Below are 15,739 nucleotides of genomic sequence, written 5' to 3' on the forward strand. Positions count from 1 at the left end.
TGCCTCGCTTGCGCTTGGCTGTACCCATTGGGTACCTTCGGCCTCGCGGCCTTCACAAATCTGGAGATCACCGGGGTGGTGATCCGCTTGTACCTCCCTGTCGGGCGGCCCTTTGCTTCTCAAGCATCTTCCGTTGTCATGCTTCGCAGAGCTTGGAGGCTCCGTGCGCCGAAGGGGCGTTCCCCTCAAGCACAAAAAGAAGTTTACACGCTTCGGAATCTCTTGTCAACACCTCGAGCATGTGATCTTAGCCTCGTTCGCGCAGATTAGTGAGCTTGATTACGCTCAAGCTTTACTGCCTCCGCCAGTCGTCCGCACTTAAGCTGGAATCTCCGACCTCGGTACTTCCGCACTTCATCGCCAACTAACTTTGTGCATTTGACCTCTGCGGGACGTACCCGGGGTTCCGGAGCCTTGCGTAACTTCAACAACGTGGTAGGGCAAGAGAACATCCCGTTTCGCCCCGTCAATTTATAGACACTGCCTCGCTCTACAGCTCTGCATCACTGATTCCTGAGACAACGAAGCAGGCGACCCGCAGGCCGCCTTGGTAAATGAATTATAACGTCATATCCGCATAAAATCAACCTGGCAGTCCTAGTCGTTGGCCTGCGTGATTCCCGGCCGATACTTGGCGTCTAAGGGCCCCTTGAAACATCGGCCTTCAAAAGCCTCCGCGGACATCGAACTGTCCGAAAAACGGTGCAGGGGCGTGTCCGCCGCACACCCGACAGTTGGGGCGTGGGATGACAGCACCACAAACTGTTCTCCGTCGGGCGCTGTCCCTTCAACGTCGCAGGAGCCAATGTCAATGAAGGTGCACTGAGGCTCAAGGCGCCATAAAAGAGCAGGGAGCGAAGGCAACGCACACATGCTCTGCGCATGCAAATGTTTCCTATTGAGATCCAGCCTGAAGGTGTGCCATAGCCCCTGTCGGGTGACTTCACAGCTGTCCCGGTGCGTGCTAGACCGGATTGGAACCGCAACAACAGCTGGACGGACGATTGGGTCCGGACTTCATGTCGTGCCTGACCCGGCCTGACCTCAGGCAACAAGGAGATGCATGCGTCCCACCTTCCTGCTTGGCCTCGTGATCTTGACTGCCTGCGGTACCTCGCCACAACGCCCCACCACGGTCCTGGAAGGTGGTCTGGGTACCCTCGCTCTCAGTCCGACATCCCTTGGCGCGCGCTACACCGATTCCACTGGCACAGCAAGTGGCTCGACACATATCACCTTCCGGGTGACTTCCATCCGGGCATCGCGCGTCGAAGTGTACCTGTACGCTCAACGCGCCGGAGCCGATGAGAAGGTCCGCTATGTCCTGACAAAAAATTCCACCACCAGCGTCTGGTCGGTCACTGTGCCGGTAAGCACGCTGAGCACTACATATGGCATTACAGGTCCGGTGTATTACGGGTACCGTGCCTGGGGGCCTAACTGGCCCTACAGTTCCAGCTGGACCAAGGGGTCGACCGCCGGATTTGTCAGTGACGTGGATTCGACAGGCAACCGCTTCAACCCTAATAAACTTCTGATCGATCCATATGCGCTGGAACTCAGCCATGATCCTATCAGCCCGGTCAATGGGAACTACAGCAACGCCGTGTACGCGTCGGGAGGTACCCACCGTGCCAAGGACTCAGGGAAGGTTGCCCCCAAAGGCATCGTGCTGGCATCTGACAGCACCAGCGTGGGTGTCAAACCCACCCGTGCTCTGAAGGACGACGTGATCTATGAGGTTCATCTGCGCGGTCTGACCAAAGGTGACACCAGCGTGAATTGCGCTGGGACCTATGCAGGCGCGGCGGCACGTGCGGACGCCCTGAAGAGTCTGGGTATCACATCTGTTGAGTTTCTGCCGGTGCACGAAACGGACAATGACGCCAACGATGCGTCTGACACAGCCACGGGACGTTCTGCGACCAGCACGGCCGGAGACAACTACTGGGGCTACATGACTGTGAACTACTTTGCCCCGGACCGCCGGTACAGCTGCGACCAGAGCGCCGGTGGACCCACCAAGGAGTTCAAGGCCATGGTCAAGGCGTTTCATGACCGAGGTATCAAGGTCTTTATCGATGTGGTGTATAACCACACCGCCGAAGGTGGCACCTGGTCCGGCACAGACGCCTCGACCTCGACCATCTATTCCTGGCGCGGGCTCGACAATGTCTCGTACTACTCACTAACCTCCGACCGGCAGTTTTTCTGGGACAACACGGGCATTGGTGCCAACTACAACACTTTCAATTCCGTGGCCCAGAACCTGATCATCGATTCGCTGCGCTACTGGCGTACAGAACTGGGTGTCGACGGCTTCAGGTTCGATCTTGCGTCGGTACTGGGCAACACCTGCGAACACGGCTGTTTCAACTACGACAAACTGCATTCAGGGACTGCCCTGAATCGCGTCGTCCGGGACATCAGCCCCCGACCCGAGGGCGGCGGCACCGGCACAGACCTGATCGCCGAACCGTGGGCCATCGGAGGGAACTCATATCAGGTGGGCAATTTCCCGGCTGGCTGGTCGGAATGGAACGGGATCTACCGCGACACCCTGCGCAAGGACCAGAACGGGCTGGGGGTGGACACCGTCACGCCGGGCCAGATCGCCAGCCGACTGGCCGGGTCGAGCGACCTGTACGGTGATGACGGCCGCAGGCCATGGAACTCCGTGAACTTTATGGTCGCGCATGACGGCTTCACGCTCAGGGACCTGTATTCCTGCAACAGCAAAAACAATCTGCAAGCCTGGCCTTACGGGCCTTCGGACGGTGGGGAGGACCAAAACCACAGCTGGGATCAGGCAGGGATCCTGGCCGACCAGCGGAAAGCCGCCCGGAACGGTTTTGCGTTCCTGATGCTGAGCGCAGGCACGCCGATGTTCAACGGCGGTGACGAAACGCTGCGCTCGATACGCTGCAACAATAACGCCTACAACCTGGATTCCAGCGCCAACTGGCTCAGTACATCGTTGACCACTGAACAGACTGTTTTCAAAACCTATGTACAGAACATGATCGCCTTCAGAAGGCAGCATCCGGCACTGCGACCGGCCAATTTCTACTCGGCCTCCGACACCAACGGCAACGTGATGGAGCAGTTGCGGTGGTTCAAACCAGACGGAACCGTACCCGACAGCGCATACTTCAGCAGCGGTGACAACCACGCCCTGGCCTACAGAATCGACGGGACGGAGTTCAGTGATCCGTCAAGTGCGATCTACGTGGCTTACAACGGCTGGTCCGCGAACGTGGATTTTACCTTGCCCTGGCCAGGCGCTGGAAAGAGCTGGTACCGGGTTACCGACACCTGTCCCTGGGCAGAAGGGTCGGGCCAGGTCGACCTGAATGCTGCAGTCAACGTCGGCGGGGAATACGCACGGTACGGGCTCTGCGGACGCGGTGTGCTTGTGCTGGTTGCTCGCTGACCTTCTGATCATTGGGTGGAGGCCAATGAGTACGGGTGCGCCAGGGCCCTCATGTCCGTGATAAGCACATCCAGCTTTTAGGAAGGACAGCCAGTCGGAGGTATTTCCCCTGGATGTCCTTCTGGCTATGCGCGCTGCATGTGCCTAATGGAGAGCAGCTTGGATGCCCTGCCTGCGAGATCCCTGGCAGCGACGAACCTCTTGGTTTCGCTTTTCTGGGCAGTTCTGTCGGGCATGGTGTTGGATGCGAGCCCTGTTCTCTTCGAGGAGACGAGTGATCCTGTGCCGCATCTCTCCACCGTCGCAACCTCTTTTACTCCGTGCGCAGGACCTTTTCTATTTTTGCATCTTCGCGAAACGTCCCCAGAGATACCCGTGAGGATACGACCAGATCCCACTTCTCCCCCGCCAGAGTCCACCAGAATGAACAAATTCAGTTCCATCCTAGTAATGTCTTGCTTTCTTGTTCTGCCTGATGGATGGGGCCAGAAGCCAACCTGTAGAGAACTTCAATCCCACCAGAACGTTCCTTGAGAGTCAAAGCAGTTGCGTTCTGATCAGCCATCGAGAGTCAGCAGCTTTACGCCCGAAGGCTCGGAGAAAAAGTGGTTGCATGGCACCACTCGCCCGGAGAAAAAGCGGTTGCATCCGCCTGATTCTCCGGAGTAACACTGGTTGCATTCATTCCTTCCGTCCGGAGAAAAAGTGGTTGCATGGCACCACTCGCCCGGAGTAAAACCAGTTGCGTTCTCCACGAAAAACCAGTTGCGTTATGGAGTAAAACCAGTTGCATTCTTCCTCAGGTGAGCGTCAAACCAGTTGCATTCCTGGAGTAATACTGGTTGCATCCTCGGAGTAAAACCAGTTGCATTTCCATATTTCTCCTCGACGGAGCGGGTTAATTTCGGCTCTACCTGATGATGTCATCTTTCAGTTCTTTTCTTTTGTTTTTGATCAAAAAGAACTATCATCAGTCAGAACACCCTTCCTTATGACCAAGTCCTCACCGACCCCCCCGTCCGCGATCGATGACCTGAACGTGTCTCGTCTGAACCTGATTGTGGCGTTGGATAATGTCGATATTCAGGAATGGACAGTCATTGGCCCTGTGGAGGACCGTATCGTCCGGATCAGTTGCCAGGCAGGCTTGAGAAACCTGGTACCGCACGGGCTGGACAATGATGTTTCTGCTGCGCTGATCAACCTGTACCTGGAGCAGGGGACGCCGGAAGATGGAGTGGTCACGACGACGCTGACGGGGCTGCTCCGCATGTGTGGCTGGCCGAAAACCGGCTGGTATTACGACACGTTGCGGCAGAGCCTGGAGCGTTTGCACGACGCGAAGTACACCGTGTCTGGGGGGTGGCGCGATCACCCTAACCGCCGATGGACCCACGCAAGCTTCCGATTTATTGACCGCATGGAATACAGCACGCCTTCCGAGACGGGAACGTTCGACGCCCGGTCGGTCATCAGTCTGGTCCTGGCATCTGATATTCGATCCAGTGTCCGGAGCGGCTATGTCAAGCCGCTTGACACGTCCTTTATGGCGCAACTCAAACGGCCGCGCACCCGGGTCCTGTTCCGGATTCTGGATGCCGCGCGTTACGATCCGAACAACCCGGACGTCCGGCTCGACACGATCGAGCGCGGCGTCCTTGAGTGGGGCGATCAGTGCAAGATCAATACCGGCGGTCGCGCCTGGCTGGTGCTTAAGACGCTTGCAGCCTCTCACGAGGAACTGATCAAACGCGGTTACCTGCGGGAAGTTGTGATTACCGGTCGGGGAAAATCCCAGTGCATCCGCTACGAGTTTGTCAAGGACTACGTGCCGATGGACCCCGTGATTATCAACCGCTTCCGGCGATATGGGGTCGCGGACGGGGTCGCCAGGAAGTTATTCAAGGAACACGGTCGGGCGTTCCTGGCTGCTTCCATGGATCGCTTTGAGTGGCTGCTCGGTGCCGGCGTGCTGACGATCAAAAAATCGAAGGCGGCCGCCCTGCTGCACCTGATAGCGCATCCCGACGATTATCCTTACCCGCCGGCCAGTGGGAGCGAGGCGTCCCGGGCTGAAAAGGGGGGCAAGGCCCGAATGGACCTCCTGTTGGACGTTCCGGAAGTCGACCACGCGGCGCAGTTCAATGGTCTGAGTGCAGAGTTGGCCGCAGAGCGGCTGATTTCATACCTCAGTCCGCACTACCGCAAACTCCTGACAGTGACAGATCTTGATGCGTTAAGGGAAGCTGTGGCGAGTGGTCAGCTTGAGGCGAGTCACGTGGCGCGTGAGGGCATTGCTGCGGTCGCTCAGTTGAAGAGGCCAGAGTTCGTTGCAGAACTTCGCGCACAGCTCATCCCTGCGTAAACGAGAAAACAAGTGTATTGTCCACGGGACTGAACCTGTGCAAGTCAGGACTTAATGACATACTCCCGGGAAAGCACGGCAGAGTAAAACCAGTTGCGTTTCGCCGCTGATCGAGATTGCCCGTTCCATGCTGGACCAGCAATTCTGGCACCTTAAACCTCTGCCACGCTCTTGGGCACGCTTCTGCTCAAGGCCTGAACCCGGGTCGAGGAGAAGGGGGCGTGGTCTTCTGACCGTGGAGTAAAACCAGTTGCAAAAATCTGCAAGTGACCTGAATTGGTCTTCGTGCCCTTGAGATAGCCAATATTTTCACAGTGGTCACAAGATGGTGTCTCAGTCTGGATCGACAGAGGCCCCAGGGGCACCGTCCGCACTGTCTTTCCAGTACCTCATGCAGGCTGACGTGGACCAGAGTGCCTCGTCTGGGGCACCAGAGGCGTTCTAGAGCCGCTCGCGAATCTGGGGGATAAAGAGTCCGGTATTCCGCTGCTCCCCGCTGGAGGGCACTCCTGTGCTGTTCCAGGTGCCATCAAGAACCAGCAGATCGAGAGGTGTCTGTGGTATTGGGTGAAGTTGAGCAGGCCAGGTTTGTCACATGACATACAAGTCAGGTTTTTGTGATCATCTGTGAGGCAGTTGTCATGCCACTGACGGATAATTGGGCTGCGGCTGCGGAGCATCATCCTGGCCGGTGAGCCAACCATGACCCAGAACCAGCCTGAACCCACCCTGCCGGAAGTTACCCTCGACCTCGAAGATCAGCTGTGCTTCGACCTCTACGCCGCCGCACGACTGATCACCGGTGCCCACCGGCCGTTCCTGCTGCCTCTGAAGCTGACGTACCCCCAGTATGTGGTCATGCTCGTCCTGTGGGAGCGTGGCCCGCAGACCGTCACAGAACTGGGCGCGCGCCTTCACCTGGATTCCGGGACCTTGTCGCCGCTCCTTAAACGGCTCCAGAGCATTGGGTACATTGTGCGTTCAAAAAGCACGCGGGACGAGCGTGCCACCATCATCACCCTGAGTGCCGCCGGGGACAAGCTGCGGGAGCAGGCAGCGGGAGTACCACCGGCAGTCGCGTGCCAGGTCGGGCTGGGGCTGGAGGAAAAACATAGGCTCCAGGCGCAGCTTCGCGCGCTGATTGCCCGGTTGGGCAGCGAAAGCTAATCACCTCTACCTGTGGGTGTTCATGTCTTTCCACGTTGTTTGGGCGTACCGGGCACCCGGAACGGCCAGCAATCGACACATATCAAGTCGGGTGGGTGTAGGGCACCAAGCGTGCTGAACGCATCCGGAGATTATTGCCAGGGAAGGCGGCCTCTGCTCAGGGACGAGATCGTGGGCTCCCGCCTTTGACGGAGGGCCACTAGAGTTGTGTCCTGTGCTTGTCGCTGGCGGATCAGCGGCTGTTCCGGGTGGCGGCTGTCACGAACACCATGTTCGGGCTGGCATCAGCCGCTGGAATGCGGATGGTGCGTCCATAGACAACGCGTGCGCTGACAAGACTGAGGGTCACCCGGTTCGCCGTGACGCTCATGCCCGCAGAATCGATGTAATCGGCCACGAACCGGCCCTCTCCCCCGCTGAGCTCTGTAGGGGCGGGGCTGAGCTGGTCGATGCAGGTGCTGTAACGCATCAGCACAAAGGCGGTGCTGTCGTTTTTCGGGTCAGGGCCAGGGTTGCGCCAGTCTGTCAGCGGCAGGCTGGTGAGCTTGGCGCGCCGGACAAGGTAATACGCGACAAATTCGTAGGGGGTCGCTGCGGCCGGATGACGCCTCATGGTCCCGCAGGGCAGGTCCGGGTCGTTCTTGTCCACCGGCATGATCTGAGCAAAAAAGGACCCGTTGGGCTTCGTTTCCCAGGTGTTGGTGTTCGTCTCCGGATTGCTGACGGTCGCCGGGTAGGCGCTTTCCAACGTCAGGGTCTGGGCCGCGGGGTAGACATACTGGGCTTTGCGGACATCATCGGCCGCAATAGCGCCGCTGATCTGCAACTCACGAAGTTCCTGGGCGTAGTGGGTGCCGTCCGCGACCGAGCGGTTGCTTGAGGTGAAGATGTCGAACAACACCGTCAGCACAATGCCGCTGATGGCCATCACCACCAGGAGTTCAAGCAGCGTAAATCCCCGAGGGTTCATGGCCGGGCCACCTCCACACTGCCCACATAGGCCCCGCCAGAATCGGACGTGTACCGCAGGGTCACCCGCTTTAGCGGCACATCACCGTTGTAGGTTCCTGGCTCGCTTCCCTGACTGAACGTCACGGTGCCCGAAGTGGTGCCGGTCTGGACGTTGACGGTGGCCACCGACAGGTTCCAGGTGTGCCGGGGCAGCTCAGGAGGCTGCGACAGGTTGCCGTTGCGGTACTGCATGGCGCTCTGCCAGTCGGCATAAACCGTTTCCAGGTATGAGTTGACCGCCTGATTGACCGTAAGCGCCACCCGCGAATCCCGGTTCATCCTCATGGAGGAGGCCAGAATTTCAAACACGACCATCGTTATTCCGATAAAGGCCACCGCCACCAGGACCTCAATCAGGGTAAATCCAGCCACGTGGTTTGCTGGCGCAGTGGGCCGGGAGCCCTTCGGCCCCTTCATCGGACCACCAGCTTTCCCGTCACACCAATGATGTACACCGATCTGGTCTGGGATCCCTCGGTGATCTCGATGGCAGCAGGATTGGTGGGAAAGGTACCGTGAGGAGCTGACACCTTCAGTGGGCCGGCATCGCAGCTGGGACCCGTGCCTTCATCAGTCTTGATACAGGAAACCGCTGGATTGAGGGTCACACTGCTGATCGTGACGCTACCCTGGTGCACAGCCACCGTTTTGCTCCCGGAATCTACCGTGAAGGTCACATCACGCTTGGTCTCGCGGGCGATCATTTTTGCCCGGTTGAGGAGTTCGACGACTTCTGTCGCCGCGTGCCGCACGAGAACTCCGCGGCGGTACTCCAGCAGACTGGGCGCGCTGATGGCCGCCAGCACCCCGATGATCGCCAGCACCATCAGGAGTTCGATCAAGGTAAAGCCGCGTATCATGGCAGTTTCGTCTCCTTCCAGGACGCTGCGATCCGGCTGACATGCAATTGATGGGTATGGCTGTAGTCACTGAGCTGGTTGATGATTCTGGGGTCATACCGGATGTAGGCGTCGTGCTGGTCGCCTCCAGGGCAGGCGGTGCCACGCAGATCGGCGGCCATGGCCGGATTCGTGCTCTCGACCAGGACAGCGCCGTTGATGCACCCGTTGCCCTGTTTGAGCAGCTGATCGGCCATGACGTAGAGCAGGCCATTGAACTCGGTCTGGGTGCCGATATCGAACGAGGCCCCCTCATTGTTCACCACTACCACGGCCGGCTTGCTCGCCGGGCAGTTCAACGACACACTCTGCGAGGTGTTGGCCGGGCTCGTCACCCCTGGTGCATTGCCCACCCACACAACCCGCCCGCAGTAATACGACGGCGAGGCCGCCAGTTCTTCAAAAGACACATGTGTGGCCTGGGCATAGAACGCCTGCTTGGCACAGGACGATCCTGGATCGGGAACCGGACAGTTCCATCCCGGATTACTGAAGGTCCGGGAGAATAACGTGTCGGCCGTGAAGTTCGCGTGAGTCTCCCCGATGTACGGGACGGCGTTGGTGCCCTTGGTGATGGTGGCTTCCGAGCCGTCGGAGGTGACCACGCTTGGAATGATGCGCTGTAGCCGGCTGTACTGGCTCAGTGTGGGGCGCTTGGTGGTACAGAGCTGCGTGATGCTGGCGGCGCACGCCTCGCTGCTCTGCTCGATCTGGAAGGGGCCGCTCTGAACGTTCGCGGTATCCACGCCCCAGGCATAACCCTGCCATTGGCTCTCGGCGACGGCCTGCAGGTTCCAGCTGCTTTCGGAGATGCCCAGGCTGAGCAGGGCAGCCCGGCGCTCCTCCAGGCCGCGCAGGTAGCTGGCAGCCGAAACGCTGCTGCCATGAACCGTGAGTGCCGCGACGGCTGGAGGAGTCGTTTCCACAGCAGCCGCGTTCTGGGGCAGCACCGGGTCGACTCTGGTCAGGGAGCCAGGGGGAAACCGGCCGGCGACGCCCAGAGGTTGCAGCGACATCACCGATCCGGAGTTGGAGGTGATACCGAAAAACGATCCGTTGATCTCAACGTACTCCCCAGCGCTGTACCCCTTGAAATCCCCGGTCAGGCTGTAGCTGCCGTCTACCAGGGCACACTTACCTTTGTTGCTTCCGGTCTTCTCGGTGGTGCATGAAAAGGCGGTCGAGGCTGGAGGAAAGCCTGGCAGAACGTAGCCGCCGATGGGGTTGTTGCCGCGCAGCGTGACGTTACCTGTGGCCGTGAGCGCTCCCGGAACACTTCCGATCGGTGCGTCATATTTAGAAACGGAGACTGCGACCCGTTGCTCGAGGCGGGTAATCGAGCGGTCCCCTGTTCCGCTGCCAACGGAGGTCAGGATGAGCTCCTCATGATCGCAACTCGCGGGCGCGGGAACGGTGGCGCAATCCGGATCGGAGGTCAGCGTCACAGTGTACCGGCCGCTGTCCAGCGTGCTGCTCAGGCCCGGGGAGGCCAGCAGTGACGAAGTGGCAAAACCTGTAGCGACCGTGGCGATCGTCTCGATGGGTTCCTGTGTCCATGCCGTCCCACCCTCGCACTGGACGCTTTTATGGGACGGCGCATAGATGCAGGTGTCCAGGTAGGCTCGGGCACGACCGAGCCCTGCCTGAGCGGCGTGGAACGACTGGACATTGCGGCTTTCGACGGCGGTGGTGCGCCGGGTCGTCAGGGCACTGAGGCTCAGACTGATCACCGACAGCATGACGACAAACATGATGACCACGACGCTGATCAACACGAAGCCCCCCCGCGCTGCGCCGTTCATGGGTGATTCAACCAGACGGCAGAAGGGCGCCGGAGAGACAGGTCTGGCATGCAATGGTGGACCAACCTCGTACACATAGCTTCCTCCTGGGGACCGCCTTACCATTGGCTCCCCTGGTCTGAGGTGACCGGCTATGTCCAGGGGTCCACGCTTCCATCACCAGATTTTTTAGATACCGTTACAGCGCTTTTGTCTCCTCATGTGTTCGAGCCACAGAAGCGAACATGGCGAAGATATTGATAGGTTAATGTGATGCTTATTGTGCCGGTTATCTGGCGTGAATTTCTGAAACTCATTTCGTGGTCATCTGCTGACGCACAGCACATTGAAATAAGCCAGCTGGAGTTGGCAGCAGTACCAGCTTTTACTCATTAATGGGTCTGCGGTTTATCGCACGGTTACGCTGATAACACGAGCGGCTCTCCCATACCTAGAAAAGCCGACAATTTGTCCGGTGGCTGTAACTTTCCAGCCACCGGATCATATGGCTCCTGCTATAGCAGGCTCCCCAATCCAGGTAGGTTTCGCCGATGTGTTTTTGACTGATTTTCAGGAGGTCGAGATTCTCCATAAAGTGTCGCTGCCGCCGTAACCAGTCACGGCCTCGGAGGCGACCAGCCCCGCGCCCTGTAACTCCTCCAGCGCCCTGTCAACTTCCCCCCGATCACGCTGCAGCAGACCTGCGAGTTCGTCGGCACTGTGTGGCTTCTGGCCTTCCTGACGCAGGAACTCGAGGACCTGCTGGGCAACCGCAGACTGAAAAGAAGACGACATGCCACAGTCTGCATGCTGCTCGGGCTCGTTTGAGCATCTGGGCACTTTACCTTCCATCCACACAAAGCCCGGCTGCTGACCTGTGCGTCTCTTGTATTCAACCAGATCAAATCCCGAAATCTTGAGCGTACTCTTTGCCATCCCGGGTGAACTCCCATGGTATGCCCTCAGCCCGGAACGCGTAGGGTGGTGCCATGACCAGCCATGCCCCGGGGACAATTGATCACCAGAATCAGTTCGCGAACGCACTGAAGTCGCTCATGGTGCAGCATGGAATTGGCTCAGTGCGGCCCAGAGGACCGTCTGGCTTCCTCGGCCTGACCCTGGAGGGAAGGTTCGACACCCGAGACCTGGCTTTCAAATTCATGTCTCCCGAGGAGCATCAGGCGGCTGTTCGCGCGCTGGAACCGCAGACCTCGCTGCCGGAAATCGCTCAGGCACCTAAAGGTCCGCAGGATATGGAACAATTTGTCAGGGCGGTTGGCCCGCTTTTTGACGAGTACGGTGTGCTGAACCTAAAATTCACTTCCGGCGCTTTGCTAGGCTTCCGGAAGACCGGCCACACGGTAGATTTTGTGGTCGAAGGCATCACATTGACTCTCCGGTAGGTCCACATTGGTGCGTCGCCCCTACTGAGGGGGAGGTCAGCCAGCTCTCCCCTCCCCTATACAGTATCGGAGCCACCAATCGGTAAAGGCGTGGGGCCGCATCGGGGGTCGTCACACCGCAGGGGTCGTGATCAGCCTGTCCGCCGGCGGAACTGGAGGGGGGCAGTGCAGGCTTGTCCTGTTCTTTATAAGCCTGCGATGCGCGCAGCTGACCGGCTGCACCCGTCTGCCAGTTTCAGTCGTCACAGGATCTGTGCCTCGGGCGTCCAGACTAATGCGTAGCGGTAAGTTACCAGTGCAAAGAAAAATTATTAGGTATCTCTGTTCAGTGCAAGCCGGCCCTGGAGGATGAGTGGTAATTCTTGAATCTGACTCGCCTCAAACGGGAAGCCTGGTGTTTTGAACTCTGGAGGACCGCTCCGATGCAGAGAGGAAGTGTCTCTGATACTTGCCTTGCACTTCTTCTGGGTTACGGGATGGTTGCGAACTAACGTCCGACCAGCGCTTTGAACAGAAGTGCTCCGCAACCAGAAGCTTTTTCGTCCTTCTTTGGCGCCCCAGGCATATCGGCTTTGAGGAGAATCCCCTTCCGATGCAGCAGGTATGGATGAAGATGCCCCCTCAAACGACGAGCCGAGGGAAACACCCCGTTCTAAATCGTGTTCTTTCCGGGAAGAACTGCTCTAGTTCTCCAGCGCAGCGCGCACGTCGGCAGGCATCCTTGCGAGCCAGCGGTCCAGGGCCCGGCGCGTGTCCGGCGTCAGGCTTGCCAGAAACCGGCGGTCCGACAGCTTACGCCCCAGGGCATTTGCCGGGTCTGGCTGACTGACTTTAGGGCTCGTCACGCGGCTCAGCTCTGCCTGAAGCTGCTCACGGGTTGCGCCGTTTAACGCAAGACGCAACAGGGTTTTCTGGTGCACCTCGGGCGCTGAGACAATCACAGATGCCAGTGTGCGCGGCAGGCCCTGGCGCAGAGCGTCAACCACTGGAGCAGGCCAGTTCAGCACCCGCAACTTGTTTTTGGCAAACGCGGTCCAGCTTTCTCCAAGCGACTGAAACAACGTCTCCAAAATCGCGTGATCCTCTCCGGGCTTCTCACGGAGCAACTGCATCAGCCTGGCTCGCGCCGCTTCCCGGTCAGTCCCAAGGGTGACTGCCACGAGGCTGAGCTTTGCATCGACCTCGTCTATCACGTTGAGGTCCTGACGCTGCAAATTCTCCATCAGGCCGGCTGTAAGGGCCTGGCGGTCGTCCAGCTGCCGGATCAGTACCGGAACTTCCAGAAGCCCGGCCAGCTGTGCTGCGCGCCAGCGACGCTCACCTGCAACAATCTCGTGACCACCCGGGACAGGGCGGACCAGCAGAGGCTGAAGAATTCCCTCGGAACGAATGCTCTCGGCCAGTGCCTCAAGAGCCGGCTGATCAAATGTTCGCCGTGGCTGCTGGCTGCCGGGTTTCAGCGCCTGGACCGGAAGGCTTCTGGCAGCGGTGGTGGTCTGCATGGCTTGCGCTGTGGCCCCCAGCATGGCGTCAAGTCCGGCCGGCATGGCCGGGCGCTTGCGAGTCATGCACTCACCTGAAGGCCCAGGCTCTGAGCGACTTCTTCTGTCAGGCGCAGAACATCCCGGTGGGCGGGCGATCCCGGCCGGTATACGCCTACCGGCTCCCCGGCCATGGTGCTGTCGAGCCACACGGCGGCCCGTTCCGGGACGGGCTCGGCCAGCGGGCTCAGGTGCTGGCGAAGAAGGCCCAATACCTCCCGGTCGTGCGTACGACGGGCGTCATACATGGTCGGTACGTACAATCCCATGGCGAGCTCCGGTCTGAGCCGGCGGTATAGGTTGGTGGCTTTCTGGAGGCCCGGCAGCGCATTGAGGCCCTTGGTCCGGGTAGGAACCGGCACGATCAGCCGGTCAGCTGCCGCTGCACCCAGAATCGCAAGCTGTCCCACGCTGGGAGGACTGTCGATGAGGACCAGGTCATAGCGGTCGTGCACCGCGCGCAGCGCCTGCTGCAGAAACAGTTGCGAGCCGGGAACTCCCAGCATACCGGTTTCGGCCAGCGCCAGATCCACCTGTGAGGGAATCAGGTCAAGTCCGTGCGCGGTGACAGGCTGAGGAAGGTCCGCGCCCTCTGTAGCCACCTGATAGACTGTCTGTTCCATGTCAACGTCTCCCACTCCTAGCCAGGCGGTGAGGTTGGCCTGTGGGTCCAGATCCAACACCAGAACACGCTGTCCCTGGCGGGCCAGTTCATAGCCGACGTCACGGACAATGCTGGTCTTGCCGGCGCCACCTGCGTGGTTGAACACGGTCGCTGTGATCATTGCCCGCACGATACCGCGTTCTTCGAAATCATGTTCCCGTTCTTTCCGGAAAGAACAGCCTCTGCTGCCTGGGTGACATCTCGGAGTCAATGGGGCTCTGGTTCATGCCGGCGGGGTCAGGCATCCTGAAAGCGCAATGCGTTCCCTGGTGACGTGGCAGGTATCGGAACGGACCATGCTCTGCTCTTTACCCTTAGGACCTTCAGGAACCGGAAACGATGCGGGCGTATGCTTCCGGGTCTGTCGCCCCCTCGGTAGAGATGGCCAGAACCGTGCTTTGCGCTGTCACTCCCAGCCTCCGCCGGGTCACCGCAGCTTCCGGTCCCGTCAGCAGTTCCAGGAGGCCACCCACGCCGGCCGCGCCGCTCTCACCCGATTCCACGTCGTCCATAGCCAGCAGCCGCATAGCCTGTTCTGCCCGCTCGTCGTGAATCGCCACCGACGCACTCAGACCACCCTGCAACAGTGGCCACGCCAGGGGAGAGGTGTTCCCACAGTTCAACCCGGCCATGATTGACGTGTGAGGCCCAGGCACCTCCGTCAGCTGGCCTGCGGTCAGGGAACGCAGGACGCAGGCAGCGAGGGTGGGCTCTACCCCCACGACCTGTGATTTACCGCCTCGGGCCCGGTAATGACCGACCGCCGCGGCCGCCAGTGAACCAACACCCATCTGGACGGCGACCAGATCGGGCTGTCGTACTCCGTGTTCGACCAGTTGCGTGTCCGTCTCCTGAAAGATGGTGCTGTATCCGGCACTCACCCAGCCGGGTACCCGGGTGTAGCCGTCCCACGCCGTGTCACTGATCACCAGATGTGTGGCATCCGCGAGCCGTGCGGACGCTTCCACGGCGTCGTCGTAGGAGCCCTGCACCACCTGCACCTGCGCTCCTTCCTGCTCAATGGCCTGAACACGGGCGGTCACCATGTCGCCGGGCACCAGAATGTGGGCATCCAACCCCAGCCACCGGGCCATCCGGGCAACGGCGCGCCCATGATTCCCGTCAGTGGCGGCCACCAGGGTCAGGGGCCTGTAGGAGACGAGATGCGCCGCCTGTTCTTCCAGGGAAGAACAGCGAGCAAACGGGCCGAATCGTACATCCAGTTCCCGGTATGTTGCCCATGAGGCCCCCAGCATCTTGTAGGCCGGCAGACCGAGCCGGCTGGACTCATCCTTGACCCAGGCTTCAGCAACGCCCAGTGCTGCGGCCAGACGGGGTGCACGGACCAGGGGAGTAGGCATATACCCGGGCAGCTTGCGGTGAAAATCCAGCACATCGGGCTCGACCTGGACATCGAAGGTCTGTGCGCCTGGATTGAAGTAAAAGCGCGGCCTGTCCGTTTGAGGTGTCATGGC

At 59.7% G+C, this 15,739-nt stretch carries 12 protein-coding genes; 4 read left to right on the top strand and 8 right to left on the bottom strand.

Going from position 1 to position 15,739, the window contains the following annotated elements; translation table 11 throughout:
* Window positions 1–1,063 precede the first annotated feature (1,063 nt).
* From IEY49_RS14505 to IEY49_RS14515, 3 genes are all read left to right on the top strand, one after another.
* The gene (locus IEY49_RS14505; protein ID WP_189010080.1) at window positions 1,064–3,433 is read left to right on the top strand and encodes an isoamylase; all 2,370 of its coding nucleotides are present in this window, start codon (window positions 1,064–1,066) and stop codon (window positions 3,431–3,433) included.
* 991 nt (window positions 3,434–4,424) lie between these two features.
* Window positions 4,425–5,798 (top strand): replication initiator protein A, encoded by a 1,374-nt coding sequence (locus IEY49_RS14510; protein ID WP_189010081.1) that lies wholly within the window; start codon window positions 4,425–4,427, stop codon window positions 5,796–5,798.
* Between the two features lie 702 nt (window positions 5,799–6,500).
* On the top strand, window positions 6,501–6,965 hold the full coding sequence (locus IEY49_RS14515) for a MarR family winged helix-turn-helix transcriptional regulator (RefSeq protein ID WP_189010083.1): 465 nt from the start codon (window positions 6,501–6,503) through the stop codon (window positions 6,963–6,965).
* Between the two features lie 232 nt (window positions 6,966–7,197).
* Here the strand turns inward: IEY49_RS14515 and IEY49_RS14520 are convergent, their stop codons facing one another.
* The 5 genes from IEY49_RS14520 to IEY49_RS14540 form a co-directional block, all read right to left on the bottom strand.
* Window positions 7,198–7,935, bottom strand: coding sequence for a PulJ/GspJ family protein (locus IEY49_RS14520; protein WP_189010085.1), 738 nt, complete (start codon window positions 7,933–7,935; stop codon window positions 7,198–7,200).
* Window positions 7,932–8,393 (bottom strand): type IV pilus modification PilV family protein, encoded by a 462-nt coding sequence (locus IEY49_RS14525; RefSeq protein WP_189010087.1) that lies wholly within the window; start codon window positions 8,391–8,393, stop codon window positions 7,932–7,934. Before IEY49_RS14525 ends, IEY49_RS14520 begins: the two co-directional genes overlap by 4 nt.
* Window positions 8,390–8,836 (bottom strand): pilus assembly FimT family protein, encoded by a 447-nt coding sequence (locus tag IEY49_RS14530; protein ID WP_189010089.1) that lies wholly within the window; start codon window positions 8,834–8,836, stop codon window positions 8,390–8,392. Before IEY49_RS14530 ends, IEY49_RS14525 begins: the two co-directional genes overlap by 4 nt.
* Window positions 8,833–10,677 carry a pilus assembly PilX family protein gene (locus IEY49_RS14535; protein WP_189010091.1) on the bottom strand — a complete coding sequence of 615 codons (1,845 nt, stop codon included), beginning with the start codon at window positions 10,675–10,677 and terminating at the stop codon, window positions 8,833–8,835. Before IEY49_RS14535 ends, IEY49_RS14530 begins: the two co-directional genes overlap by 4 nt.
* Window positions 10,678–11,226: 549 nt before the next feature.
* Window positions 11,227–11,451, bottom strand: a complete 225-nt coding sequence (locus IEY49_RS14540; RefSeq protein ID WP_189010093.1) for a MarR family transcriptional regulator — start codon at window positions 11,449–11,451, stop codon at window positions 11,227–11,229.
* Window positions 11,452–11,645: 194 nt separating this feature from the next.
* Between IEY49_RS14540 and IEY49_RS14545 the strand changes: the two genes are divergently transcribed.
* A complete protein-coding gene (locus tag IEY49_RS14545) occupies window positions 11,646–12,059 on the top strand; it encodes a hypothetical protein (RefSeq protein WP_189010095.1) in 414 nt (137 codons plus the stop codon).
* A gap of 683 nt (window positions 12,060–12,742) precedes the next feature.
* Here IEY49_RS14545 and IEY49_RS14550 read toward each other — a convergent pair.
* The 3 genes from IEY49_RS14550 to IEY49_RS14560 form a co-directional block, all read right to left on the bottom strand.
* Window positions 12,743–13,627 carry a ParB/RepB/Spo0J family partition protein gene (locus IEY49_RS14550; RefSeq protein ID WP_189010097.1) on the bottom strand — a complete coding sequence of 295 codons (885 nt, stop codon included), beginning with the start codon at window positions 13,625–13,627 and terminating at the stop codon, window positions 12,743–12,745.
* Window positions 13,624–14,385, bottom strand: a complete 762-nt coding sequence (locus IEY49_RS14555; RefSeq protein ID WP_189010099.1) for a ParA family protein — start codon at window positions 14,383–14,385, stop codon at window positions 13,624–13,626. The genes IEY49_RS14550 and IEY49_RS14555 overlap by 4 nt, the downstream gene beginning before the upstream one ends.
* Before the next feature lie 202 nt (window positions 14,386–14,587).
* Window positions 14,588–15,736 carry a diaminopropionate ammonia-lyase gene (locus tag IEY49_RS14560; protein WP_189010100.1) on the bottom strand — a complete coding sequence of 383 codons (1,149 nt, stop codon included), beginning with the start codon at window positions 15,734–15,736 and terminating at the stop codon, window positions 14,588–14,590.
* Between the last annotated feature and the right edge of the window lie 3 nt (window positions 15,737–15,739).

Origin of the sequence: Deinococcus malanensis, from assembly GCF_014647655.1 — a bacterium.
Classification (GTDB): Bacteria; Deinococcota; Deinococci; order Deinococcales; family Deinococcaceae; genus Deinococcus; species Deinococcus malanensis.

Excerpts from the sequence above, each read along its gene's own strand:
- IEY49_RS14505 (WP_189010080.1), top strand. The coding sequence starts at position 1,064 with ATGCGTCCCACCTTCCTGCTTGGCCTCGTGATCTTGACTGCCTGCGGT.
- IEY49_RS14510 (WP_189010081.1), top strand. The coding sequence starts at position 4,425 with ATGACCAAGTCCTCACCGACCCCCCCGTCCGCGATCGATGACCTGAAC.
- IEY49_RS14515 (WP_189010083.1), top strand. The coding sequence starts at position 6,501 with ATGACCCAGAACCAGCCTGAACCCACCCTGCCGGAAGTTACCCTCGAC.
- IEY49_RS14520 (WP_189010085.1), bottom strand. The coding sequence starts at position 7,935 with ATGAACCCTCGGGGATTTACGCTGCTTGAACTCCTGGTGGTGATGGCC.
- IEY49_RS14525 (WP_189010087.1), bottom strand. The coding sequence starts at position 8,393 with ATGAAGGGGCCGAAGGGCTCCCGGCCCACTGCGCCAGCAAACCACGTG.
- IEY49_RS14530 (WP_189010089.1), bottom strand. The coding sequence starts at position 8,836 with ATGATACGCGGCTTTACCTTGATCGAACTCCTGATGGTGCTGGCGATC.
- IEY49_RS14535 (WP_189010091.1), bottom strand. The coding sequence starts at position 10,677 with ATGAACGGCGCAGCGCGGGGGGGCTTCGTGTTGATCAGCGTCGTGGTC.
- IEY49_RS14540 (WP_189010093.1), bottom strand. The coding sequence starts at position 11,451 with ATGTCGTCTTCTTTTCAGTCTGCGGTTGCCCAGCAGGTCCTCGAGTTC.
- IEY49_RS14545 (WP_189010095.1), top strand. The coding sequence starts at position 11,646 with ATGACCAGCCATGCCCCGGGGACAATTGATCACCAGAATCAGTTCGCG.
- IEY49_RS14550 (WP_189010097.1), bottom strand. The coding sequence starts at position 13,627 with ATGACTCGCAAGCGCCCGGCCATGCCGGCCGGACTTGACGCCATGCTG.
- IEY49_RS14555 (WP_189010099.1), bottom strand. The coding sequence starts at position 14,385 with ATGATCACAGCGACCGTGTTCAACCACGCAGGTGGCGCCGGCAAGACC.
- IEY49_RS14560 (WP_189010100.1), bottom strand. The coding sequence starts at position 15,736 with ATGACACCTCAAACGGACAGGCCGCGCTTTTACTTCAATCCAGGCGCA.